Source organism: Blautia parvula (assembly GCF_020215665.1).
Lineage (GTDB): Bacteria > Bacillota > Clostridia > Lachnospirales > Lachnospiraceae > Blautia > Blautia celeris.
In genome coordinates this window covers 4,981,699-5,005,768 of record NZ_CP084061.1, presented here as the reverse complement: position 1 = coordinate 5,005,768, position 24,070 = coordinate 4,981,699, and the positions used below count along the sequence as shown (strand labels likewise).

The window sequence follows — 24,070 nt, the reverse complement described above, 5'->3', positions numbered from 1 at the left end:
TTCATTCTTTTATAAAAGCATTGGGTATCAAAGTACCCAGTACCGTTGCTGCAATAGCAGGTATCACACCGCCTCCGAATACTGCAGCAAGAGGAGGTATCACCTCAAATGCAACTGCCGCGGCAATCCCCAGAGTGACACCGATCCTGGCAGCCTTAATGCTGAGTCCGGAACTGAATTCTTCTGATTTACGGTCCCGGAATATTAATCCCATCACAAACAGGGGAATCAAAACCCCGCCGCAGACTGTGTATCCGTAGGTACCCAAAGCGTAAATAAACGGTGCATACAGTCCCGATAAAATGGCCACAATTCCCGCTGCCAATGTGGCTGCCTTCGCATATTTGATACTCTTTTCCCCGTCCAGTTTCGAGTCCGGATCTATGATATCAGAGACCACATTTGCTGCCGCGCAGTTCAAATGTGTATCTGCGCAGGACATACAGGCAGCCAGTACACTCTCCGCCAGGATGATACCGCAGACAGGCGGCATTTTATTTAAAATCACCCAGACAAGTGCCTGGTCTCCGGCATTGGTATACATGAGAGAAGCGATCCCAATGGTGATCATAATAAAGACCATAATGATATTCATAAAAAAAGTAATCCCATAGGAGCGTTTTGCCGTCTGCACATCTTTTGCAGCAAATGCACGGTTCCAGAAAATAGGATTGGAAACAGCCCCCACAAGACCCGTCAGAAATCCTGTCACAATAACAGTGGGTTTCTCTGCGAACAGATCCCATTTTGCAGGATCAACCTGCATGATCTGATCCTGCAGATATCCGAAATCAAAATGAAACAGCTTTAAACCAAAGAAGATCACGACCACAGCAAAGATCATCTGAATGGTCCCATGGAGCGCATCCGCATAAATAACAGCTTCCAGACCGCCGCTTACCGTGTAAAAGATAAAGACAATTCCGCACACGATAACCGCAATCCGGTAATCTATCCCAAACACCTGCTCCAGAACATAGGACACTCCCATAATCTGTGCGCCGGGCCAGACCACATTGGGCATCAGAGCCGCCAGGCCGCCCACCCTGCGGATATAGTGGTCCCCGCCAAAGAGATAGCCGGACACAAAATGAGGCATGGACAGATATTTAAATCTGGCCAGATAAGGCGCCAGAATATACCCCATGATGATTCCGCCCATCAGCCCCTCGCCAAGCCAAAGCCAGTAAGCGCTGATTCCCTCCAATGCTCCCCTTCCGGCCTGACCTATAAAATTACCGGCACCGCTGAAACTTGCCCATGCAGTAAGAAAAAGCAAAAAAGTACCTGTCCTCTTCCCGCCAATAAAGTAATCCTCAGCGTTTTTCGCCTTGCCCCTCGTTTTTATACCGATTGTCATACAGACCAGAAGGTCAATGACGATCAAAGCTCCCGCTAAAATCATTTGCGTCGTACTCATAAGTATCGTCCTTTCATGAGTTTACTTTATTGATTTCCTGATATACGCTTTCCAAATTACTGAACCTTTCCTTCTGCTTTCAGCTTCTTAGAATAACGAACCGAAATAAACGCAACCAGAATACCCAAGATTCCACAGCCAATCACCCAATACCAAATCAGGTCATAGCCAAACTTCCCGTATTTATCCAGCCAGATACCGGCCAGTTTAGCAAAGTACACATCCGGCAGATAACAGATCAGCGAGATTACCCCGGTTGCAACCCCTGTAAGAGACAGCGGTATTCCAACTTCGCCAAGAGTCGCAAAATAGATACCGCGCATGCCCGTATAAACAACGGCGAATACAAAGGTAACTCCAATGCATAGAAATGCAGTGTTTTTGGTAACGAGAACCGCCACAGTCAGTACAGTCGCAATGGCAAGATAATACCCCAGTGTTTTAACTTTTGACCCAATCTTATCCGCAATAAATCCGATGGCAAGAGTTGCAAGACCTGCGATGATGTAGTTTCGGACAACTGCAAATGTACTCGCCTGTGTCTGGGATATACCGAGGACATTTACCGTATAGGAACCAAGGTATCCGTTTGCCGCTGAGGTAAAAGAAAAGCAGAAAAAGATCAGCAGCGACAACAGCCATGTACCGGGCATTTTCAGCACTTTGAGAACAGACGCCGCAGTCAGTTTCTCCTGTGTCAGCGCAGCTTTTCCGGAGGCGGCAAGTTCCGCGTCCTCTGCTCCAATAATGTTATTGGGAACCACAAAAAATACGATGACAGCCAATACTAAAAACAGAGCGCCGTTGAAAAACAGCATATTTCTCCACTGTGCCCCCAGCACCTGAAGGTCTGTTGCATTGCCCGGCATAATCGCTCGGTTTAACAGGGCAACACCCAGAAAACCGAGGAGCATGCCCATGATCGCTCTGACAAATTCAGAAGTCGAGAACATGGACCCCTGCTCGGACGCATTTCCCATCTTACGTGTGGTCTTCAGATAAGCATTCCAGATGAAGAAGCTGGTGCCCACACCATATAACACATGGATAATTATAATAGACAGTTTATCCGGGACCAGACCAAACCAGAAAGAACATGCCCCCATCATGACGGAACCGATGATCAGCAGCCATTTTTCACCAAACTTATCTACCAGAATCCCGCCTATCGGATATCCGATCGTACAGACAAGGCCAAACCAGAAACTAAAATCACCGATAAATTCATTTACGTTGGCTGCAGACGCAACCGATTTATATTCAGAAAACAGCATAACCATCTGATCATAATAACTGTAGCGCAAAAACGGCACGTACACCATAACACCCGCCATCAGAGATACTATCACCAGCACAAACCATCGTTTCTTACCTGTAATTACCATAGAAACCTCCTCCTTTTTCCCTAAAGCCTGTATTCCCCATTACATTTCAACCGAATATTCATACAGGATATTCTCAGTTCGCCGCAAATTGTAAATGTGTTTACTTTTTATTTCAAAAAAATAGCCAATGCGTTCACCTGCCTGCAATTAAAATCAATACTCTTATCCCTCCCTGCATTTAAAGTCCATGTTCAGATGGAACATAAACCTTTTCAAGATTTTTCAGAAGGAGTTCATTGCACTCCTGCTCTCCCTGCCTTCTGCTTTCCAAATCACGCCCCATATACATCTCAAGCATTCCCTTGACGATCAGTGTATTGGATTTACTGAAATAAACAGCATCTTCATAAGATAACAAATTATAATTCACGGCCCGCCTCAGCATCAGAAAATCACGCTCTATGATATCCTCAGTAAAAAGCAGCGTATAAAAATACGCAGGATACCGTTCCGAACCTGACACCGGAAACAACTCAAAGTATTCCACCAACGCATCGGAAAACATGGCGTTATACTGCCCCCACAATAGACGGTAATACAGATCGGGCCTCTCAAATGCATACTTGTTGAATAATTTCCATCCTTTAATGTAGGAATCCATCAGATTATTGTTGGAATCCATCAGATGACCGTATTCAACCATGTAGTCGATAAAAAATCTCATGGAGCCAAGGATGATCAAATATTCCAGACTTTCAAAATGCCGGTACAACGCAGCCGGGGAACATTGATTCTCCTTCGCGATCTCACGTACAGTAATTTCTGATGCATCCTGTACCTTTAATTTGTTGTACATTGACATGATCAAACGTCTCTTTGTTTCATAACCTTTTTCATAAACAGCCATATCGTATGTATTTTTCTGTAATTGCAGATATATCATTGTAGTTAAAATTGTGAACGCATTAACTCATAATGAATAGTAACTTACTTTGGGGTGGGCGTCAAGGAATATTGTTTTTCTTTTAAAATGCGAACGTGTTTACTTTTATTTAGATTGTAAACGCGTTTACAATTTTTGTCAAGAGTTTTATATGTTTTGTTATATTAAATACTGCTGCTCACTTCTCTATAAAAACACAGATCAAGGAACAGCAACACGCCGCCGCGATATGGAACATTCTGCTCCATATCGCGGTGGCTCCTGATGTTATCTGCCTTCCTCACATTCTTCTTTCAAACGATTAAACATATGCGTGATTGCAAACATCAGCGTTTCGTAATGCATATAATCAAGAATGTTCTTATCTGTCAGAATCTGCAGACTGGCGGGAAAGTCCTCATCAGATTCCCAGAAACACAAGGACAGGGGAAGAAAAGGAAACAATGCAAGTTCATAACCTACATTTCCTTTTTTATTTTTCTTCCCCCAAGTTTCTCACAGGCACGGGCCAGTTTATTTATTTTTCCGTCAAAATACTGTTGCCCATTCATCCGCGAGATGACAGTTCTCCTTGGAATAACAAAGCACATCATATATGGTCATGACTTCATTATAATCTGCCTTTTCTTCTCTCCTGTTCATACTGCAAAAATACGCCTGCCATATGGTTTTTCATCTTTTCATAGTTAGATATATTGTTTTTCACAATCCTTTTTCTCCACTTTTACAGATACAGTTTAAAGGTCTTGATCATAAACGGGGTAACCTCAAAGGATACTTTGGAGCCTTCCACTGCCTCTCCGGTGTCATGCTCCAGTAAATTACAGGGCACGATACGTTTTACATCAAACTGGGAAGTAAGGGTCACTTTTCTTCTTCCGCCCCTGCACTCATGCAGCCTTACGATCAGGCAGTCTTCCTCCTCCGCCTTCTTCACTGCATCAATCTGCACACAGTCCGAAGACACTTCCACAAGCTTTCTCCGGTCCGTAAATACACCGGAAATAACCTGTGCAGGCAGGTTCAGCTGGTTGGCAGCTTCGATGGTCCCGCCTTCTGTCACATTTCCAATATGGGGATACAGAGAATAAATAAATTCATGCACCCCCTTATCCGCCGTGGTGTCCGGATAAACTGCGCTCTTCAACAGGCTTAGCTTTACAGCATTGTCTTTGATGCTGTATCCATATTTACAATCATTCAACAGGCTGACACCATATCCGTTTTCTGAAAGGTCTGCCCATTTATGTCCGCAGACTTCGTATCTTGCCCAGTCCCAGCTGGTGTTCCAGTGGGTGGGGCGCTCCGCATGTCCGAACTGGATATCATAGACTGCCTTTGTGGAACGGATATTAGTGTAAAATGCAGTTTTCAGCAGTCTCTGGGTCTCCTGCCAGTCTGCCTGAGTGACAAAATCAATTCTTCGGGAATCTTTATACACTGTCATATCCTGCCGGATGGTGGACTTGTGGTACTTAAATACAAAGCGTACCACTGCTTTTAACTCTCCCTTTTCCACCAGTTCTACAGCTTCTGCCAGCTTTGCTGTTTCTTTTTTCTGAGTATAGAAAATATCAATATCCCAGGCATCGTAATTAATGGGCTTATCCTCATAGATTTCCAGTACATTTCCGGGCTGGCCCTCTTTCAGCACAGACCTGTCCGCCTCTTTATCGAAAATCTCGGTCAACTGTCCGTCCTCATTCCAGGAAATGGTGTAGATTGGGGTTTCCAGTGTATTTCCGTCAAATGAAAAGCTGTCGCCGGAAGTATCTTCCGCTTCAAAATGCACATCTTCGGCAGGCTCAAACTTCACGGCAGCCGCCCCAAAAGGTTCCGCTTCTACCAGAACTTCGTATCCGCCCGCAGTCTTCTGGGCTTCCAGCTTTTGTCCCTTTTCATCCACAAATCTTCCTGTCCCTTCTTCCGGAATCAGAACCAGCTCTTTTCCGCCAAAGCTATTGGTGGTATATACGCTGTACATATGCGCTTCCGGTTTTGTAACAATGTTAAGCACATCATCTGTTATCCGGTCTGCCCTCTCCTCCGCCATACCATAGTTGACATGGGAATCCTCATAAACTTCATGGATGGAAGAGCCCGGGATAATATCATGGAACTGGTGAAGCAGCACGCACTCCCAGCTTTTATTCAGTTCCTGCTGTGCGTAATTTCCGCCCAGGATGTAAGACAGAGAGGACAGCCATTCTGTCCGGGCCAGTTTGTTTTCCAGACGGCGGTTTGTTTTCTTATTGTATGCCTGGGATGTATACGTTCCTCTGTGGTATTCCAGATACAGTTCGCCATCCCAGGTGTGGACGTAGCGATCCGTTTTGTCCACATTCTCATGCATCCTGCGGAAGAAATCTTTCGCCTGTACAGCCTTTACTTTCGGCAGACCAGGAATCACGTCCATGGCTCTTCTTAGTTCCAGCATATCCCTGGTAACACCGCCGCCTCCGTCGCCGTAACCATAGGAGATCAGCGTCTCGCTGCTCAGTTCCTTGTTCTTAAATTTCTTCCAGCTTCCGATCACTGCATGAGGTGTCACCATTCCGTTATATGTGGCATATCTGGTGTCTGAGTCCTGTCCCTCACTGGGAGTATTTACAAAATAAGTCAGCACCTCACTGCCGTCAATCCCCCTCCATCGGAACAAGTCATCAGGAATGCTGTTAAACTGGTTCCAACTGATCTTGGTAGTCATAAATGTATCTATCTCACACTGTTTCAGAATCTGAGGCAGCGCCCAGCTGTAACCGAATACGTCAGGCAGCCACAGATACTCACATTTTTTTCCAAACTCCTTTTCCATAAAGCGGGTCCCGTGGAGGAACTGGCGCACCAGTGCTTCACCGGAGGAAATGTTACAGTCAGCTTCCACCCACATGCCGCCGTCGGGTTCCCATTTGCCTTCCGACACTTTTTCTTTGATCTTGGCATACAGTTCCGGGCAGTCCTCTTTGATATATTTGTAAAGCTGAGGCTGGGTCTGAAGGAAAATAAACTCATCATACAGTTCCATCAGGCGGAGCACAGTAGAAAAAGATCGCTGTGCTTTCTCTCTGGTGTGCTTCAGCCGCCACAGCCATGCCACGTCAATATGGGTATGTCCTACTACGCTGACTGTCACATCGGTATGCTTCTCCATCTGGTCAAGCTCAGTCATCAGAACCTCATAGGCTGTCTCCACTGTCTTATAGAAATATTCCTCATCCCAATTGATAAACTGAAGCACCCGGTCCAGAGCGGCTTTCAGCTTCACATACTGCTCGTTGTCCTCCGGCATCAGCCGCAGTGTACCGGTGATGGCTTTTGCAAAATAATACAGCTCATCTGTGGTCTTATGCAGATACGCCACATCCGCCTGTTTACACTGATGGAAAAAGGTGCGGTGCGCGCCGCCCCCTTCCAATCCGGTCCAGAGAAGGAATGTGAGACGTACCGCTTTTCCCTCTTCCCCCCGGAAAATAACTTCATTGTGGTTGGTGTCCACACCCTGATAAGGATGTCCATCCACATACAGCAGGGACTCAAATCCGCTGTTGTATCCGCCTCCGGTCTCACCAAAGTCAAATAAACCAACTACTTCACAGCCTTCTTTTTCTTCCGGCAATTTCACTTCTTTTTCGATCCACAGATAACGGTCTCTTCCCACAAAGGAATCGTTGATTCCGAACTCCGGCCCCTCTATTTTCTCCGGCAGCCCGCAATAGCTCTCGTCTTTTGGAAGATTTCCCTCCATAGATATGAACGGCGCGATGCACTGATGGCTAAAGTATCTGCGCCGGCCCAGTTCGCTTACTCTTCTTTCAAACTTGTCCAGTGTCAAAAACATCTGTTGTTCCTCCTTATAGAATTTCGTTTATCTCAACTCTTTTATTTATACTTTAAACAAAAACTTCCTTTTTGTCTTGTGTTTCTGTGAATTTTATGTGTAAATTTTAATATTTATCTCCGTATCATGTGGCTTTTTCCATTCCTCTTTTGCACCGATAAAAAGGTGTACAGATTTTTATCACAGATCTGTACACCTTAATTTTTTATTCCTGATTCCTCATAATTTTAATCGGACTGTTATCAGTATTCCGTATAAATATTCTTTCTGTTTATCCCCCAGCGTTTTATAGGGATTATACAGCAGAACATCCCGGCAATTCCACACAGACACCAGGCAAATTCTGTTCCGCCCCAACCAAACTTTTCTGTCAGCACGCCGAACAGGATACTGGCAGCTGCACTTCCCAGGTGGGTAATGGCATTTAAAACCCCGGTTGCGGTAGATACTTTACCTTCACCACGGAAATGCATGGGCAGTAAACTGACAAACAATGTATTTACTCCTGTCATCATACTGGTAACCACTGCAAATACCACCATACTTCCCGGAAGGGAAAGTCCTGTCATCATCAAAACAATACATACAACAGAAACCCCAAAGAAAACTGCTCCGGTCTTGGTTTCATTCTTAAAAAGCGTCCGGTTCCCATATCCTGCCATATAGACACCGGACAGATTCACTATGGGAATCACCATAGAAATAATAACCGATAATGACGAACTGATGGTAAATCTTTCTATCAGATAAGTAGGTATCCAGGTTGTCAGTCCATCTTTTAATACGCCATGGATAAACGTAGCAGCAAGCATCCACAAAACCCCGGAAGCTGCCAGAGATATTTTCTTTTTATTTACCTGCCTTTTGCCGGGCTGTGTATTCTGAATTGGCTTCTGAACTTTTTCAATTTTTTTCTCAATGATCGGAATTGCAATCTGCCACAACAAAACAACTGCAGCAAGCCAGATCCCGGCACTCCAGAAACAGTATCTCCAGTTTGCTGCCTTTAGCATAACTGCATCCAGAAGATATGCCGCCAGCATTCCCGCCGGAGCTGTAAATGACAACATTAAGATAATATTTACCGACTGCTGTCCGTAAGTCAGATTTATCACCATCTTTACCACCGGCGGCCAGATCATGGCCTGGGATACACCATTTAGAAACCACAGAATCTGCATTCCTGTAACACTGTCAACAAACGGAAATAATAAATTGGCCGCTGTAGTCCCAATCAGACCAATAGAAACCAGTTTCTTAGGCGAGATTTTGTCTCCTAGAATGCCACAGGGAATCTGAGCCAGTCCGTATGCCAGATAAAATGCCGCCGCAACACTTCCCAGCTCTGTTTTCCCCCACAATCCTGTCTGAGTCATATCACCCATACTTGCAGAAAAATTCAAACGTCCAAGATAGATAGAAAAATATACGATCCAACATACCATACCCAATGCTGCTGCACTGTTTTTTCCTGCATTTTTCATAATTTTTATTTATTCCTGATTTGCCCAGTATTCATCCAATGCCTGCTGTGCAATGACTGCCGCGTCATCCAGCGCTTCTTTTGCCGGTACATTTTCAATCTCGATCAGGTCACATGCATCTGACAATGCGGTCATTACATCACCACCGGTAATATCATGCCATTTTCTGCGTCCAAGTTCAGCCTGTTCGATCGGCACAAGTGCCTGTGGATTCTTTTCCAAATATGCTTTATATTCTTCATCTTCTTTAACTGAGCTGCGTACCGGTACATATCCTGCACTCATAGAGAAGTTTTTTGTTCCCACTTTATTAAGATAGGTGAGGAATTTGAAAGCTGCCTGTTTTTCAACATCCGGTGCTTTCTTCACAATAGCCGCTGTAATGGGGTCTACATAAGGTTTTGGCGGGTTGTCGTTAAATCCGGGCTGCACATGTGCCGCAATAATATTAAAATCCAGATCTCCCTGGTCACCGCTGGAACCTATATATCCTCCGGCCCTTCCCTGCATTACATCATCAATGGTCTTATACCAATATTCCCAGCCGTCTCCGCCAAAGTGGATTCCCATGATTTTCTCTTCATTGATCCATTTGCGGGCAGATTCCATTGCTTCCACAAATGCGTCACTGTTAAAGGTAACGGTTTTCTCGTCCTCACTTACAATGGTTCCTGCATTACTGCATGCAATGTCAACCAGACAGTCAGGTCCGGACATTGGCTCAAATCCGAAGAAATTGGGTTCCTCTGTTTTATAATGTTCCTGCAGCGTACGTGCTGCATCAGCAACATTCTGCCAGGTAGCAAATACTTCATCTGGATCCAGACCCACTTCCTCAAACATATCTTTTCTATAATAAACTACCTGTGTAGTTCCCCATACCGGAAGGCTGTACACATGGCCTTCACTGTCACGGCAATAATCCATGAAAGCTTCTATAATGTCATCTTTGTCAAACTCAGGATCTGCAGCAATATAATCATCCATATATTCCAATACCCCTTTTTCCGCAAACGTAGTGGAATCTATGTGGCTTCCCAAATAACAGGCCGGAACCTCTCCGGATGCAATTGCCGCCTGCAGCATCTTACTGGTCTCCTCATAGCTCGACTGAACCACACCTTTCACAACAACCTCATCCTGTGACTCATTAAAGGCAACAATCATCTCTTCCATAGTCTCACCCAGAGTTCCCCCCAGCCCGTACCAGAATTCAATTTCCACCGGGCCTGAAGCGCTTTCGTTTCCGCCCTTTGCTGTACTTCCGGAATCATTCTTTCCGCATCCGACTGCTGATACCATTGTCAGCATTGCCAGTGTCAGTGCAATTGTTCGTTTTTTCATTTTCGTTTTCTCCTTAACTTTTTTATTCTTTTACCGCAGCATCACTGGTAATTCCGTTTAAAATCCAACGTTGTCCGAAAAAGAACAGTAACAACAATGGAAATACGATCACACAACATGCTGCCATAATAGTTCCCCACTTTAATCCATAAGCACCCTCTGATGTAAAGAATGCCTGCAGTCCCATGCTCACCAGGTATTTTTCCTTATCGTGAATCAATAAGGAAGGCCACATAAAACTGTTATAACTGCCCAGGAAGGAAAGTAATCCCAGGGTAACAAACGATGAAACTGACATGGGGGCAACTACCTTCCATAGAATCTTCCAATGTCCTGCCCCGTCAATACGTGCGGCTTCCACAATACCCGGACTGATTTGTGCAAATACCGTTCTTAAGAAAAAGATATTAAAAATACTTGCACAACTGGAAAAAATATAGCCGGCATGGGTATTCATCAATCCTAATTTTGATAAAATCACATATGATGGCACATAAGTTGTACTGGCCGGCATAATGTATGTAATCATGATCAATGCGATCAAAATATTTTTCCCGCGAAAATGGATATGAACCAGCGCATATGCAAACATTGCTGAATTAATTAAGATCACTGCTGTAATAATAACCGCTGTGTAAGCACTATTCCACATATATTTAAAAAATGTTCCGTCTGCCAGCGCATCTCCGTAGTTGATCCACTGAGCCACTGAAGGAAAAACCTTTGGCGGGACTTCCCAGATTTCATTTTTCGTCTTTATGGAATTGGTGAACATCCATAGAAATGGAAATGCTATTAAAAAACTTGTCAAAACCAGAATCACATGAACCAGACTATTCTTTATTCCTTTTTTTCTCGTCACTGTTGTCACCTCCTAGTTATAGAATACGGTTTTCTTGGAAATTTCAGTCTCAGCCCAGGAAAGAACCACAGTTATAAGCACCAGCACCACTGCCACCGCTGAGGCTTTTCCGGTTTCAAAATTTCTGAACGCTTCCTGATAGTAATAATACAGCAGTGTACGGGTGGAACCTGCCGGACCTCCCTGTGTCAGTACCTGAATCTGGTCATACGCCTGAAGCGAACTGATACTGGACATGATAACCAGGAAAAATGTTGTAGGAGATATCATTGGAAGCGTAACTTTCCAAAACTGCTGAAATCCATTGGCGCCATCAATGGCTGCTGCCTCCTTCAGACTCTGCGGAACCTTCCGAAGCGCTTCCATATAAAAGATCATGGTCCAACCGATACCCTTCCATACAGTCACGATCAAAACACTGAGCATCGCTGTACTGCTGCTTTGTGTCCACTGACTGCCGGGAAGTCCAAAGAGACCCAGAATATAGTTCAAAATTCCCACACGTGGTTCAAAGATCCAGGACCATACAACACTGACTGCAACCATGGGTGTGATATATGGTGCGAAGATCACGGTACGATACACCCCGGTTCCTTTTCTTGCACCATTCATCAGCAATGCTACCAATAAACCTAAGACAATCGTCGGAACGGTGCTCCCCACTGCAAAAACCAGTGTATTCCACAGTACGTCCCCAAATTTAGGGTCCCTCAACAGACTGGCAAAATTCTTAAGACCCATGAAGTTGATATTTTCAGACATCATATCCCAGTCCGTAAAGCTGAGCCCACCGGACCATACTACCGGTATTACCCAAAAGATAAGCAGCGGAATCAACGCCGGCACCACAAACATAACCCCTGTGAGATTCTCTTTCCGTGAATAATGCACTTTTACTTTTCTTTTTCCCTCTTTCTGCATATTTTCACTTTCCTTTCCCTTTTCTGTTCATACTCAAATTCATATCTGAATTGTAGCATCCGCATTATTCAATTTACATATCTTTATTTGCCAATGAATGTCTTCTTTTGTTCATCTCGTACAGGCATATGTGGGACCCCTCCATACCATATAGCATTTTTATACAATTCATATCCGATTGACACAAAACAAAAGGGCGGCAGAAACTGCTTTTTTAATACAGTTCCCGCCGTCCCTTCAAATTTTCTTATCAATCACAAACACTTTCCGAAGCTTTTGCATCCAGTACCATTTGATGAAATCTGAGAGCTCTCTCATGACAGTCTTTCAGCAGACTTATCTCTTCCTCATGGGACTCAAATGCTTCTCCATATTTCAGCCCTACCTCAAAATCCGCAGGAAGATCTATTGGAGCTTTTGCCACCCAGCGGGCAATCTGATTCCAATCCAGCACTCCGGTAAATGGTACTCTGTGAGCATCTGCCATCACCACCGCCCGCTCGTCATTCAACTTTTCGGGTGCAATGGAATCTGTATCTTGAAGGTGTGTCGCATAGAGACGGTCATAATATTTTTCCAGGAATACATAATAGTTATCCTGGCTCATAATACTGGCATGACCGGAATCATAACACAATCCTATAAAATCATCATCATACCTGTCAAATATTCTCTCATACTTATCAATCTGGTACTTCATAGGTGTCAGAAGAAGATTCTCCAGAGCAATTTTTACCCCCGCCGCTTTCGCATAGCCCTGTATCTCATCGAAGGAACGGTACACCTGCCGGTAATAATCTTTCATATTACTTTCATTTTTCTCAAATTCCCGAAATGGAAGCTGCATATGTAAAACCATTACATTTGCTCCAATATGCGTACACAGATCAATCCTGTTTTTTAAAAGGTCTGCTCCCGCCAGCCGCAAATACTCATTTGCGTTTGTGTAATCTTTTCGGCTTCCCCCCTCCGTTGCATGAACAGAATGTCCCTTTACTCCGTAATGTTTCAGAACTGCTCCTGCCTGAAGCATTTCACTTTTACTGTACATATATTCATCCGACCAGTCATGGATCCACTGTGTATGCGTAAAACCCGCCTCCGCCAGACAACATATCTGATGTTCCATACTTGCCCAATCATGCAAGTCATTGTTATAGTCTGTATTAACCGATGTTTCCAACATATATCTTTCCCCCAGCTGCTGTTTTGGCCTGCGCCTTTTTTGTGCAATTGGACTTAGCTTTTGCACATCCAACTGCAATTGTTTATATTCTAAAATTTATATTTGAAGTATAGCATCTTTCTTTCTTAATCTACATATCATCTTTTGCTATTGAATATCTTCTTTTGTTCATTTGGTATAGATATGCATACAAATTAAAAGCCTTATGTTATAATGTCCACATATTAGAAGTAATTATATCATTTATTACATTATTCCAATATATTGGAGGTGCCTATGAGCCTTTTCACCAAACGAACACTGGTTCAAAAAATATGTATATTATCCCTGCTCTTTTTGACGATTCCCACACTGTTTTTTTCCTTCTATCTGTATAAAAAACAAACACGGGAATTACACACACAGTTGATTCATGAACAGGGCATAGCGATCGAACAGACAACGAAAACACTGGATAATATTCTTACTTCTATTTCAGACCTTTCAAGAGATATTGCCTACTCACAACCCCTGAATAATTATCTCGGAAAACATTATCGTATGGGGCTGAATAAATTTCCTGTATGGTCTGAAAAATATCTGGGCGAAATCATTGCTTCCATTAAATATTCTTTAAAATACAGAAATCTGGGTGTCAACACAGCCAACATTTTTACAACAACTCCTCTGGAGGAGGAAGGCAGCTATTTCTGGTCTGCAGACCGGCTTGTAAATCTGGATTTTTTTCAACAGTTTCAGGAAGCAGAAAGCGAATTTGGCCTTTTTTATCTCGATACGAAACAAACTGAAGTTTTTCATGATACCTGCGGATACTCCACAAGTTCTGCAGACAAAAATATCATCCTGGTCATACAAAAAATCAATACAGAATACCAGGGTTCCTGTATGGGATATATTGTTTTTGAATGCTCCCCGTCCAAAATATTTCCGACTCTGTTTCGTCCTTCGCAAAACGGAAATTATTTTGCCTGGTTTCAGGACTCGCAAAAAGGTTACGGGGCAGAACCACCCCAAAACCTGGAGGAGCTTCTTAATGATGATGCAAATTCCGCTCCGTTTTTCATAAACTCCGGCAAAGAACAATACATCTGCTGTATGATGGAGCATTTTGACATTATGATCATGAACACGCAGCCGCTTACTTTTTATTCCAGTAACCGCCCTGTGTTCAGTCTTTCCCTGGTACTGGCCTCATTTGCTGTACTTCAGTTTATACTGTTAACAATTTTTATCCGAAAATCTTTTCATCAGCTTCACACCGATCTGAATCTGATGGATGCAATCATTGCCCATGGTTTTAAAGAAAAGATACCGGAAACGCGTTCTGATGAAATCGGTATGATTGCCCACAGATACAATATTTTACTGGATAAAATAAATTCCCTGATACAGGAAACCGTAGAGAAAGAAACCACTCAGACTCAGGCTCAGCTAAAAGCTCTGCAATATCAGATCAATCCGCATTTTATCTATAACACACTGAGTATTTTTTCCGGATACGCTTCCCAGCATGGCCAGGAAATACTTGCAGAATCCATTGCATCTTTTGGACAGATTCTCCGTTACAACATAAAAAATGACGGATTGTACGCGACGATTGAATCTGAACTTCGCACCGCTGTCTCTTTGATCAACGTGTACAATATCCGCTATTTTAATCAATTACGTTTGACTACGGACGTTCCTGAATCCGTTCAAAAGATACAGATTATTAAATTTTTACTGCAGCCTCTTTTGGAAAATTCCATTCTACACGGATTGGTATCGCCTAACACTTCGCTGCATATACATATTTCCATTAAACCAATGGCTGATTTTATGGAAATAAAGGTTTGCGATGATGGAGACGGCATGTCACCGGACCGATTATCAGAGGTATTATACAGCCTGGAACATCCTTCTGAAACTTTACTGGATTCTTCCAACGGTACTTTTATCGGCCTGCAGAACATCTATAGACGACTGAAACTTTTTTACAGCCAACGTGCTCAGCTTACAATTGAAAGCCGGGAACACCATGGGACTACTATAATGATTTATATTCCGGCTGACGTAATAAAGGAGGAGTAATGAACTATGTACAATATCCTGATTGTCGATGACGAATATTATATCTGCGAGGGCCTGCATAACAAGATTCGCCTGCTCAATTTTCCGGAAGCCGGCGAAATCCGAACCTGCCTGAGCGGGGAAGATGCCCTGGAAATTTGCCGGACCTACAAACCTCAGATTGTATTTACTGATATCAAAATGAACGGCATGGATGGTATCAGCCTGATTCATGCTTTAAGCAAAAAACTTCATCCCGTCCAGTTTATTGTGCTCAGTGGATATGATGATTTTGATTATGTAAGAGGCGCTTTTCAAAACGGGGCTATGGACTATCTCCTAAAACCGATTCTCAATGATAGTCTGTGCAAAGTTCTCACAAAAGCTTTCTCCGCTTTTCAAAGCTATCCTCATGTACCTTACAAATTCCGGGAAAATCTTTTTCATCTTTCGGAAAACCTTTTGCAAAAGCTGACACAGCTTCCCGCTAACGGCACTCCTCCCGCATCTTTTCTTGACGGTCTTGCCAATGAAGGAATTGAAGATAACTGCTGTATTGCCATATTGGCTTTTCGTTCCCCTCAGACCTATGATGCAATGAATCATAAGATCAATGCGGTTTATGATACCATCGGCCATGTTTTATGCAATACGTTATCACAGTTTGAAATTGTTATGATCTGCGCTGCCGAAAGTTATGAACCCCTCAGAAATTTTCTTCTGGGTACTATTGATGCAAACAAAGATTCCTGCGTGGGGTGTCTGATGTCTCCTTCCGACATTTCAGGTATTGCCCGGCACTTTCAGAGGGCACAGGAATATATCTGTCTGCGTCTTCCCCTAGGATACGGACATCTCTTTACAGATATGACGCCAATGGCAAAACAGGGTATTCCTCAAAAGCTTAAACATATGATGAATCAGTTTATCCAAACACCTTCCCTGATTGCCAACAGTGCACAGCGCATTACTTTTTTTAAAAAAATCAAAGAGCTCACCATACCAGATTTGAACATTTTCTATCATTACTTTAACGAGGTACTGGGTGCAGCCTTATCCACACTAAACTATTTTGAACTGAGCCAGCGCTGTCCTCCTCTCTCTTCTTTTGCGGATTATGAGAGTCTGGAAAACTACCTTCATAATAAACTGATCAGGTATTCACAGCAAATTTCCCAGCATCCTGAGTCTTCCAATTCTTTGGATATGGTAAAGAATTATGTGGATACGCATTACATGGAAGAACTGACGCTTTCAGCTTTAGCTGACCGTTTCTTTATGAGTTATTCCTATTTGAGCAAGTCTTTTCATAAGACATTCCATATGCCGTTTCAGGAATATCTGCGTATGGTCCGTATGGAACATGCACTGGAGTTTTTGAAGAATCCCAATCTCTCCATTCAGCAAATCGCAGCAAATGTAGGGTATGAAAACGCGTTTAATTTTTCAAGAGCATTCAAATCCCAGTACGGCGTTTCTCCGAATCATTTTCGTAATAATTCCTGATTCATTACAGACAGAAAGCCTCAGAATAAAATCTGAGACTTCCTGTCTGAAATACCCTGGTTTTACTTACCTATTTCTATACACATACCATCAAAAGCCGCCTGAAATACAGTATCTTTCAGGTCTTCTGTCATCCTTTCATATGTCCAGCCGCCATTATGCGAGAAATGTGTCACTACCCATGCAGTCTCCTGATCGGCAGCCCCTTCTTTTTCCATTCTTTCCTTTACTTCCAGTATATCCCCAAAACCCATATGTCCATGGTATTTTGATTTTTCCTTTCCCATCGTGCAATCCATACTGGCACCATTTAACTTTGTGCCTTTTAATCCCTTCCAAAATTCCTCGCCCGGAATTCCGGTATCATTGCCATATAAAAAGGCTGTATCTTCTTTTTCAATCAAAAACAATAACGCCTCTTCTGTCTGCATATGCCTGGCAGGCAATGCTGTGATCCTGTAATTTTCTATTTCCAGAACGTCAAATGGTTTAATTTCGTGGGGAACAATATATTCCCATATATCTTCAACGGAAAATCTTTCTGCCATCTCCTTTAAAAGACGAATCACCGCACCGTTTCCATAAATATGAAGCTGCTCAGCTCCCCATTTCTTTCCATATTCCGGATGACGCATGAATAAATCCATAGGATAAAAATGATCATCATGTGAATGGGTTATCAAAAGATGTGAAATTGCCGACAAATCTATTTCATTTTCCAATGCATGTTTATAACTGTCTGCCGGAAAATCAATGAGCAGCTTATCATCAATCAATGCCTGGGATCTCGTTCTCACTTCTCTCTTCCGGTGTTCTCTTGCATATGTACATATCGGACAATTGCAAAATAAGGCCGGGATGCCCTCTGCTGCTGCGGTACCTAAATATTTAATTTTCATGGTTGCCTTCTCCTTTAAATAATTTTATGCCTGAGTTAAAATGTTTGCTTTTATACTTATAAAAAAATCATAACACTTTTTGTCTCCTGCATCATGTTTTAAGTATAACAATTCATGCCTTTATAAAACATATCTTTTGTATCAAATTTCTATCATTTTTTATCAACTTATGTGATTGTCTGATGAACCGTCCCATATGATCATATACCTCTTTATGAAAAAAGCTTATCGCATACCAATGTCATGGTGTATAAAAAAGTCCGGGAACCCAAAATTTCCTGGTTCCTGGACTTCACCCGATTTTCCTTTATCTTCCACGGAAAAACTGGAAGATTATTTTGTATTGGAATTTTTTTCTTTTTATTTCTTCGGACTCTTTTCCTACTTCATCCAGTTCCCGGACCTGTGCATCACTCGTTCCTGAAAGAGCTTCAAGCATCTTAGCTATCTCATTTTGGGCTATGGGACCTGAAGTTAAGGACAGGCTTACCATTATGGCAAGAAATAATTTATATAATTTTTCTTTCAATTACATTCCTCCAATTCAATCTCTGCTTTCCTTTAATCTCACAATAAATATTCGATTTATATTGGTCATCTGTTTGCATACAAAAAGAAAGCCATTCCTTGAATCTTAAAATGACTTATGAACACTATCACACTTGCAGTAAAGGATTCTTGTGATAGTATATATACTTTGTTCGAGGGGAAAGAAATTGATTCAATTGTCCAAACGTACCTTCTGATCAACTAATGTCCATTTATCCGGTAACGCCTTAAATAAGGTTAAAAAGAAAAAGAGAAAAGCTATAACAAGAACCAGATGCAGGCTGAATCCTTTGGGGATAACTGCAATCGTGGGTATTGTACATATATGCTTCGTTATAGTTTCATTAAAAGAATTATTTTCGTTCAAATATGAAGCGTTAAGATATGTAGTATTATCACCATCTTCATTGGCAGCGATATCTTTTGAAATTGCCCATGTCTCAATTGCAGTTGTTTTATCCAATAATTTACATAGGTTATCAGCACCACCAAAGAATACATTCATAGTAAAACATATGGCAAAAAGAAGCGTAATGAAAGAGACTATAATACAGGATATATGATTTTTTCTATTATTTATTTCCATTATAATTCCCTTCTTATCTACCGCTGCGACCAATTGGGGCAGCCTAAACTACATTGCTTTTAATTCAATATCTTGAGATGGCAGAACTCTGATTTGCTGCTTGTTATAATAAATTTTATCATACTATGTCTTATTTTACTATTATTTTGAAAAAAATACGAAGTACTTTTGCACTCTACAGTATATTACTGATATATAGTTTTCTTTAACAACATTTCTTCTGAGGAGTATCTGGTATTTTTTATCATTCCTCTCCTCTGTTGTTGACAGGGTTGCTTCATGAAAAAATCGGGGTACTGAAAAATGGTCTTATTTTTGAAGGAATTAAAAACTTAAACAATACTCAATTCCATTTTTCATTTATGGTTATGCCTATCTATAGTTGCATTCGCATTATAAAATAACCTATTTGATAATATCAAATGTTTTATTTGCAAATTTATTAAAGTCTTTATTTACTATATTTATTTCATGATATATAATGGGCGAAAAAGCAGGTCGATAATAGAATGGCTCAATATGAAACGAATTACAGAGTTCCTAAAAAGGACATGCTTTTACAGATTGCAGAGGTTTTAGAAGTGAATGTGATAAACTTTACTGGATTAACTCCGGATTTTTCGGAAGATATTATATTTACTTTTTCTGGATGGCTGAAGAAAACAGGAGATGATTAATGTTTTTCAGTTGGTAAGCAATCCGTGAAAGGCTAATGCTTCTGATGATAGTGCGGTTCGCTGTAATGTTAATGATAATCGGCCTGCTCATGCACCAGTTAGGATATATTTTAATTATGGAATCGTTAATGTTTTTATGAGAGAATGGTTAAAAAGAAAAGAAGAATTGAAGGCTAAAAATTTACCTTTTATAGGTCTTAAAGCGGAAATCGAATTGGTGTTTTACATGTGATGATTGCGGAAAACTTTGCCCTACAAATAATGGCGTAAGGCATGTACAGAAGTTAAAGAGAACGATAAGGAGATTTATATGTTATATTATCCCGGATTTGAAGTAAAAGATATAAACTGGTTGAAATTTGCCCTCTTGTACTTAGATGATCTGCGTCCTATTATCCCCCAAATACCATATACCAGAGAGAATTATCTTGATTCTCTAACTCTCAAGATAATGGATTCAACTGATTTAATAAGAGAATATTGCCCTGATTATAAGGAGGGCAATATTGCTTCATTAAAAGCAATGGAATATTTTGATAACTATTTAAAAAATCCTAAAATATATGCTAATCAATTTAATTCTTCTTATGGACACGCAAACTATCTGCCTGACAAATGGAGAAATAAAGCACAACAAAATTATATTTTATATACTGGCAAATTCTCAACTGATTTTTATTATTATTGTATTGATGAAGGAATAGCCCATCCCTGTGATGAGGGAATAAAAATCCATGAAGACTTAGCTTTTGTATATATGAGCTTTTTAGCTGAAGTCATTTCTGAAGCAAACGAAATGGAAGCAATAACCGATATTTCTAAATATAACAAAATAATTTTAAATAATAATAAAATATTAAGTAAAACTATTGGCAAAGAACTGAAATATGCTATAAATAATATAGAACTAAATCTTCCATGTGATATTAGTAAAATCTCTATTGATAAGTTTATCAAACTGAGATCTTCTAGGGGGTTCAACCAATTACGTACTGCATATACAAATGAAATTAAAAATCTAATTGAAGCTAAAGAACAGAAGAACTATGGCTATTCGTTAGAAAACTTACTAAGTTATCAAAAAGACTTTGTACGTTTTTGTCACCAGAGTTTTAATATGCTTGGCTCAATTTACCTAACTGCCTTTGGTATACACCAAATTGCCGGCGACAATCTAACCCCCATCGCCCTATTAAGCACCGCAATAGGGGTACATCAAAATCTAAATGCGGTTGTCAAAGCCGGGGAAATAACTGAGACCTTTAAAGACATACACAATAAACATTTAGCAAGGAAATATGTTGCAACGCTAAGAAGAACCTCTTTATAAAAATAGACATGTTCTATAGCCGTTTGGTAGAATTAAGTTACCACACAAAAATATCACAAAGGAGGCTATAAAACATGTCTGATAACATTATACAACTCAACGAGGATTTGATAAAGCACGATTTACGAGATTTAGTCCGCTCCAGTGTTGAGGAAACTCTCAATGCCCTGCCTGATCATGAAACAGAAGAATTAGTAAATGCTGAGAAGTATGAGCGTCCTGGTAATCGTAAGGGGTACCGTTCCGGCCATTACAACCGTAACTTCCAGACCACTGCTGGGGATGTCACCCTAAATGTTCCTAAACTAAAAGGTGTTCAGTTTGAAACTGCTATTATCGAACGGTATCGCCGCAGAGAATGCTCTGTTGAAGAAGCCCTTAGCGAGATGTACCTTGCCGGTGTTTCTGTTCGCCGTGTTGAGGATATCACAAAAGCTCTGTGGGGAACCAAAGTGTCTCCCGGAACCATCAGTAACCTTGACAAAACGGCCTATGAACACATTGATACTTGGCGTACAAGACCACTGACAGGGGAATATCCCTATGTTTATGTGGATGGTGTATACCTGAAACGCAGCTGGGGCGGTGAGGTTCAAAACGTCTCCATCCTTGTTGCAATCGGCGTTAATCAGGACGGTTGCCGTGAAATTATTGGCGCAGCCGAGGGCATGAAGGAAGATAAAAAGAGTTGGCGTTCCTTCTTTATCTGGCTCAAAGAGCGTGGTTTAAATGGTGTACGCCTCATCATAGGTGATAAATGCCCTGGTATGCTTGAAACAATACCCGAAGTGTTTCCTGATGAAAAATATCAGCGTTGTACTGTACATTTCTACCGCAACATCTTCTCTGCAACACCACGCAAATGTATGAAGGAAGCAGCCATGATGTTAAAGGCAATTCATTCACAGGAATGTAAATCAGCTGCCCGTGAAAAAGCTGCTCAGGCAGCCCAAAAACTCAGTGAAAGGAAGCTTTCCGCCGCTGCCAAGAAACTGGAAGACGGTATTGATGAAACACTTACATATATGGATTTCCCCAGCCAGCACTGGAGTCGAATCCGTACCAATAATACAATTGAGCGTCTCAACCGTGAAATCAAGAGACGAACAAAAGCGATCGGTGCCTTCCCGGATGGGCAGAGTGCTTTAATGCTCGTATGTGCCAGACTCCGTCATGTAGCAGGCACCCAGTGGGGTGTAAAACGCTATATGAATATGGATCATCTGTATGAAATGGATATCCAGGAAGGGTCTGATATCATAGCCGGATAACTACCGGCAACCAGACGGCAAAAATTAATTTGCGAAAAATAATTGACACGATCAAATGATACAATAAAAAATGATTTCTTTATTCACAAAATAAAGCACTAAATATTCTGATTATTATAATAGTACCAAAATAGTACCACGACCTATAGTTAAAGCCGTGAAACCCGCTGTTTATGCGGCCTCACGGCTTTCTGTTTACTATTCGAATTCCTCAAAGGAAATCTGCAATCGAGGTATTTCAGCAATTTTCCTTTTGTTTTGATATTCATATTATATGATTTTTCTATGTTATATTACTTCTTAAACCGGTTTAGTACCAAAATAGTACCATGCACCTATTATCCATTTTTTCTTCTTCGACAGAAACAATTTATATAAGCACTATATTTTTTAATATTGAACTCCATTGATTTTGCAATGAATACCTTCATCCTGTGCAATACTTTTGTAAAAACGCTCATTATTTTTGTCTACCAGTAGATTACTATTATTACGTTCAATAATTTTCAATATTTCTTTTTTATCTTTGGTAGAATATTTATATTCTTTCTGCCTAATCAAATCTGAGTTTTTATCAAATGCAAAAACATGTCTAATCAAATCTATATCCTGAGAGGGCATATATTTTTCCTTTTTCTGCTGAGTACCTGTACTCTCATCCATCCAACTTGATATACAATATTTTGTCAGATGAATTTCTGCATTAACAGGTATGCTCTTATTGCATATCCACCCAAGCATATACCCTGAATTAAAATCCGACAGCAAAATATCGACATTACTCAATCTCTTACTACTCAATGTATCATTATAATTAATGGCTAAAGGGCCTCTGTTATTCCAAAATATGTCTGTTGAATGTTCAAAATTTTCTACTTTCCGATACATTTTTGAAGTACTGGAAATATTGTTTGGAATAATTCTTGTTGAAATAGCATGCCCTCCTATAATATCGCGATATAAAGTATTAGGTGAGCGGTATCCATTAGAACGATACGTTGACTTCGAGATTCCCATTAAATGTGGAAAATTTTCTTTCTCTCCGATTAAAATGAAACTTTTTCCATGATATGTGCTTACTATGTAAAATGTCTCCAAATAGTTCTTCTGATAATAGCGGGCACACCTTTGTATGTCAGTTATATTCATTTTTTCTCCTGTAATGAACAAAAGCCCCTTAACAGGAGCTTTTGCTAATGGCTATCGTTCACGATTATTTTTTTAACAGGGGAGTGCCCGGATCGGCCATTACGATTCCCTCAGCTAGTGAGCCTGTATATTACGTTTTATCACAAAAATTAGTGATTCTTTTCTTGTCTTTAGTATAAAATATTATATGCAAAAAGTCAATGAAATACCATCAAATTCCCCCGAATTTTCCTCATTTTTGCAGTTTACAAGCATTTTACAGAGGGCTGTATCTGCTATGTTTTCTTTTTAAAATTGCCAATCCAAACCTCATATTCACTTATAACAATAAAGCCACTTCATGATTATCAATATCCAAATAATATCTATTCATCCACTTACTAATCAACCTACACACAAAGCCCATGAATAATCTCAGCCACCGTCCTAAGTGCAGCAATCTTTTCCATATCCACGGAATCTGCAGAAACTACCCTTTTTAACTCTTTTTCAATTTCTGTCAAACTCTCCTGAAGGCTTAGAAACATTCGTTGATCACCGACCACTACCAGTTTCTGATACAGACTGCTTTGTATCATATAATCCTGTTTTTTTCTGCCGCTTAATCTCACTCTTTCGTCCAGCTCTGCCCTTTCCATTGGAGACATCCGAAAGTTGACTATTATATCCCGTTTGCGGTTATGTTCATTCTTCTTTTTCTTAACTGCTTTTTTCTTCTGTATCTTATACAT

Annotated in this window: 19 protein-coding genes and 1 pseudogene; 5 read left to right on the top strand and 15 right to left on the bottom strand. The window is 41.0% G+C overall.

Annotated elements, in window-relative coordinates; translation table 11 throughout:
• Position 1: 1 nt before the first annotated feature.
• The 10 genes and pseudogenes from LC508_RS22925 to LC508_RS22880 all read right to left on the bottom strand — a co-directional run bounded on the left by LC508_RS22925 (position 2) and on the right by LC508_RS22880 (position 13,323).
• Entirely contained in the window at positions 2-1,420 is a 1,419-nt protein-coding gene (locus tag LC508_RS22925; RefSeq protein WP_103732114.1) for a sodium:solute symporter family protein, read from the bottom strand.
• A gap of 56 nt (positions 1,421-1,476) precedes the next feature.
• Positions 1,477-2,805, bottom strand: a complete 1,329-nt coding sequence (locus tag LC508_RS22920) for an MFS transporter (RefSeq protein ID WP_033139134.1) — start codon at positions 2,803-2,805, stop codon at positions 1,477-1,479.
• Positions 2,806-2,983: 178 nt separating this feature from the next.
• Positions 2,984-3,607, bottom strand: a complete 624-nt coding sequence (locus LC508_RS22915; RefSeq protein WP_158587253.1) for a TetR/AcrR family transcriptional regulator — start codon at positions 3,605-3,607, stop codon at positions 2,984-2,986.
• A gap of 348 nt (positions 3,608-3,955) precedes the next feature.
• A pseudogene (locus LC508_RS28790) lies at positions 3,956-4,162 on the bottom strand (DUF3786 domain-containing protein); the annotation flags it as partial.
• A gap of 250 nt (positions 4,163-4,412) precedes the next feature.
• Positions 4,413-7,526, bottom strand: a complete 3,114-nt coding sequence (locus LC508_RS22905; protein WP_103732112.1) for an alpha-mannosidase — start codon at positions 7,524-7,526, stop codon at positions 4,413-4,415.
• A 242-nt stretch (positions 7,527-7,768) separates the two neighbouring features.
• Positions 7,769-9,010 (bottom strand): MFS transporter, encoded by a 1,242-nt coding sequence (locus LC508_RS22900; RefSeq protein ID WP_033139138.1) that lies wholly within the window; start codon positions 9,008-9,010, stop codon positions 7,769-7,771.
• 9 nt (positions 9,011-9,019) lie between these two features.
• Positions 9,020-10,354 carry an ABC transporter substrate-binding protein gene (locus LC508_RS22895; RefSeq protein WP_103732628.1) on the bottom strand — a complete coding sequence of 445 codons (1,335 nt, stop codon included), beginning with the start codon at positions 10,352-10,354 and terminating at the stop codon, positions 9,020-9,022.
• Positions 10,355-10,376: 22 nt separating this feature from the next.
• A complete protein-coding gene (locus LC508_RS22890) occupies positions 10,377-11,216 on the bottom strand; it encodes a carbohydrate ABC transporter permease (protein ID WP_033139140.1) in 840 nt (279 codons plus the stop codon).
• A 12-nt stretch (positions 11,217-11,228) separates the two neighbouring features.
• Positions 11,229-12,137: a carbohydrate ABC transporter permease gene (locus LC508_RS22885; protein ID WP_052098771.1), complete on the bottom strand. Its 909-nt coding sequence runs from the start codon at positions 12,135-12,137 to the stop codon at positions 11,229-11,231.
• Positions 12,138-12,387: 250 nt separating this feature from the next.
• On the bottom strand, positions 12,388-13,323 hold the full coding sequence (locus tag LC508_RS22880; protein ID WP_033139141.1) for a sugar phosphate isomerase/epimerase family protein: 936 nt from the start codon (positions 13,321-13,323) through the stop codon (positions 12,388-12,390).
• A gap of 405 nt (positions 13,324-13,728) precedes the next feature.
• On the opposite strand from LC508_RS22880, the gene LC508_RS22875 reads away from it, so the two are divergent.
• Positions 13,729-15,393: a sensor histidine kinase gene (locus LC508_RS22875; RefSeq protein ID WP_158587254.1), complete on the top strand. Its 1,665-nt coding sequence runs from the start codon at positions 13,729-13,731 to the stop codon at positions 15,391-15,393.
• Between the two features lie 6 nt (positions 15,394-15,399).
• On the top strand, positions 15,400-16,878 hold the full coding sequence (locus LC508_RS22870; protein WP_118593873.1) for a helix-turn-helix domain-containing protein: 1,479 nt from the start codon (positions 15,400-15,402) through the stop codon (positions 16,876-16,878).
• A gap of 62 nt (positions 16,879-16,940) precedes the next feature.
• On the opposite strand, the gene LC508_RS22865 is transcribed toward LC508_RS22870, so the two are convergent.
• The 3 genes from LC508_RS22865 to LC508_RS22855 all read right to left on the bottom strand — a co-directional run bounded on the left by LC508_RS22865 (position 16,941) and on the right by LC508_RS22855 (position 18,912).
• Positions 16,941-17,777: an MBL fold metallo-hydrolase gene (locus LC508_RS22865; protein WP_054350619.1), complete on the bottom strand. Its 837-nt coding sequence runs from the start codon at positions 17,775-17,777 to the stop codon at positions 16,941-16,943.
• 307 nt (positions 17,778-18,084) lie between these two features.
• Entirely contained in the window at positions 18,085-18,306 is a 222-nt protein-coding gene (locus tag LC508_RS22860; protein WP_052098772.1) for a hypothetical protein, read from the bottom strand.
• A gap of 192 nt (positions 18,307-18,498) precedes the next feature.
• Positions 18,499-18,912: a hypothetical protein gene (locus tag LC508_RS22855; RefSeq protein ID WP_054350617.1), complete on the bottom strand. Its 414-nt coding sequence runs from the start codon at positions 18,910-18,912 to the stop codon at positions 18,499-18,501.
• A 509-nt stretch (positions 18,913-19,421) separates the two neighbouring features.
• Here LC508_RS22855 and LC508_RS22850 point away from each other — a divergent pair.
• The 3 genes from LC508_RS22850 (at position 19,422) to LC508_RS22840 (ending at position 22,190) form a co-directional block, all read left to right on the top strand.
• Positions 19,422-19,589 carry a hypothetical protein gene (locus LC508_RS22850; RefSeq protein ID WP_158587255.1) on the top strand — a complete coding sequence of 56 codons (168 nt, stop codon included), beginning with the start codon at positions 19,422-19,424 and terminating at the stop codon, positions 19,587-19,589.
• 310 nt (positions 19,590-19,899) lie between these two features.
• Positions 19,900-20,919, top strand: coding sequence for a hypothetical protein (locus LC508_RS22845; protein ID WP_054350616.1), 1,020 nt, complete (start codon positions 19,900-19,902; stop codon positions 20,917-20,919).
• A 74-nt stretch (positions 20,920-20,993) separates the two neighbouring features.
• Entirely contained in the window at positions 20,994-22,190 is a 1,197-nt protein-coding gene (locus tag LC508_RS22840; RefSeq protein ID WP_054350615.1) for an IS256 family transposase, read from the top strand.
• 390 nt (positions 22,191-22,580) lie between these two features.
• On the opposite strand, the gene LC508_RS22835 is transcribed toward LC508_RS22840, so the two are convergent.
• A complete protein-coding gene (locus LC508_RS22835) occupies positions 22,581-23,339 on the bottom strand; it encodes a PBECR4 domain-containing protein (protein ID WP_054350614.1) in 759 nt (252 codons plus the stop codon).
• Positions 23,340-23,728: 389 nt separating this feature from the next.
• Positions 23,729-24,070, bottom strand: coding sequence for a plasmid mobilization protein (locus tag LC508_RS22830; RefSeq protein WP_103733203.1), 342 nt, complete (start codon positions 24,068-24,070; stop codon positions 23,729-23,731).

Coding starts and splice junctions, on each gene's coding strand:
- LC508_RS22900 (WP_033139138.1), bottom strand. CDS start 9,010: ATGAAAAATGCAGGAAAAAACAGTGCAGCAGCATTGGGTATGGTATGT.
- LC508_RS22830 (WP_103733203.1), bottom strand. CDS start 24,070: ATGTATAAGATACAGAAGAAAAAAGCAGTTAAGAAAAAGAAGAATGAA.
- LC508_RS22920 (WP_033139134.1), bottom strand. CDS start 2,805: ATGGTAATTACAGGTAAGAAACGATGGTTTGTGCTGGTGATAGTATCT.
- LC508_RS22840 (WP_054350615.1), top strand. CDS start 20,994: ATGTCTGATAACATTATACAACTCAACGAGGATTTGATAAAGCACGAT.
- LC508_RS22895 (WP_103732628.1), bottom strand. CDS start 10,354: ATGAAAAAACGAACAATTGCACTGACACTGGCAATGCTGACAATGGTA.
- LC508_RS22865 (WP_054350619.1), bottom strand. CDS start 17,777: ATGAAAATTAAATATTTAGGTACCGCAGCAGCAGAGGGCATCCCGGCC.
- LC508_RS22850 (WP_158587255.1), top strand. CDS start 19,422: ATGGCTCAATATGAAACGAATTACAGAGTTCCTAAAAAGGACATGCTT.
- LC508_RS22880 (WP_033139141.1), bottom strand. CDS start 13,323: ATGTTGGAAACATCGGTTAATACAGACTATAACAATGACTTGCATGAT.
- LC508_RS22885 (WP_052098771.1), bottom strand. CDS start 12,137: ATGCAGAAAGAGGGAAAAAGAAAAGTAAAAGTGCATTATTCACGGAAA.
- LC508_RS22855 (WP_054350617.1), bottom strand. CDS start 18,912: ATGGAAATAAATAATAGAAAAAATCATATATCCTGTATTATAGTCTCT.
- LC508_RS22835 (WP_054350614.1), bottom strand. CDS start 23,339: ATGAATATAACTGACATACAAAGGTGTGCCCGCTATTATCAGAAGAAC.
- LC508_RS22915 (WP_158587253.1), bottom strand. CDS start 3,607: ATGTCAATGTACAACAAATTAAAGGTACAGGATGCATCAGAAATTACT.
- LC508_RS22925 (WP_103732114.1), bottom strand. CDS start 1,420: ATGAGTACGACGCAAATGATTTTAGCGGGAGCTTTGATCGTCATTGAC.
- LC508_RS22870 (WP_118593873.1), top strand. CDS start 15,400: ATGTACAATATCCTGATTGTCGATGACGAATATTATATCTGCGAGGGC.
- LC508_RS22905 (WP_103732112.1), bottom strand. CDS start 7,526: ATGTTTTTGACACTGGACAAGTTTGAAAGAAGAGTAAGCGAACTGGGC.
- LC508_RS22845 (WP_054350616.1), top strand. CDS start 19,900: ATGTTATATTATCCCGGATTTGAAGTAAAAGATATAAACTGGTTGAAA.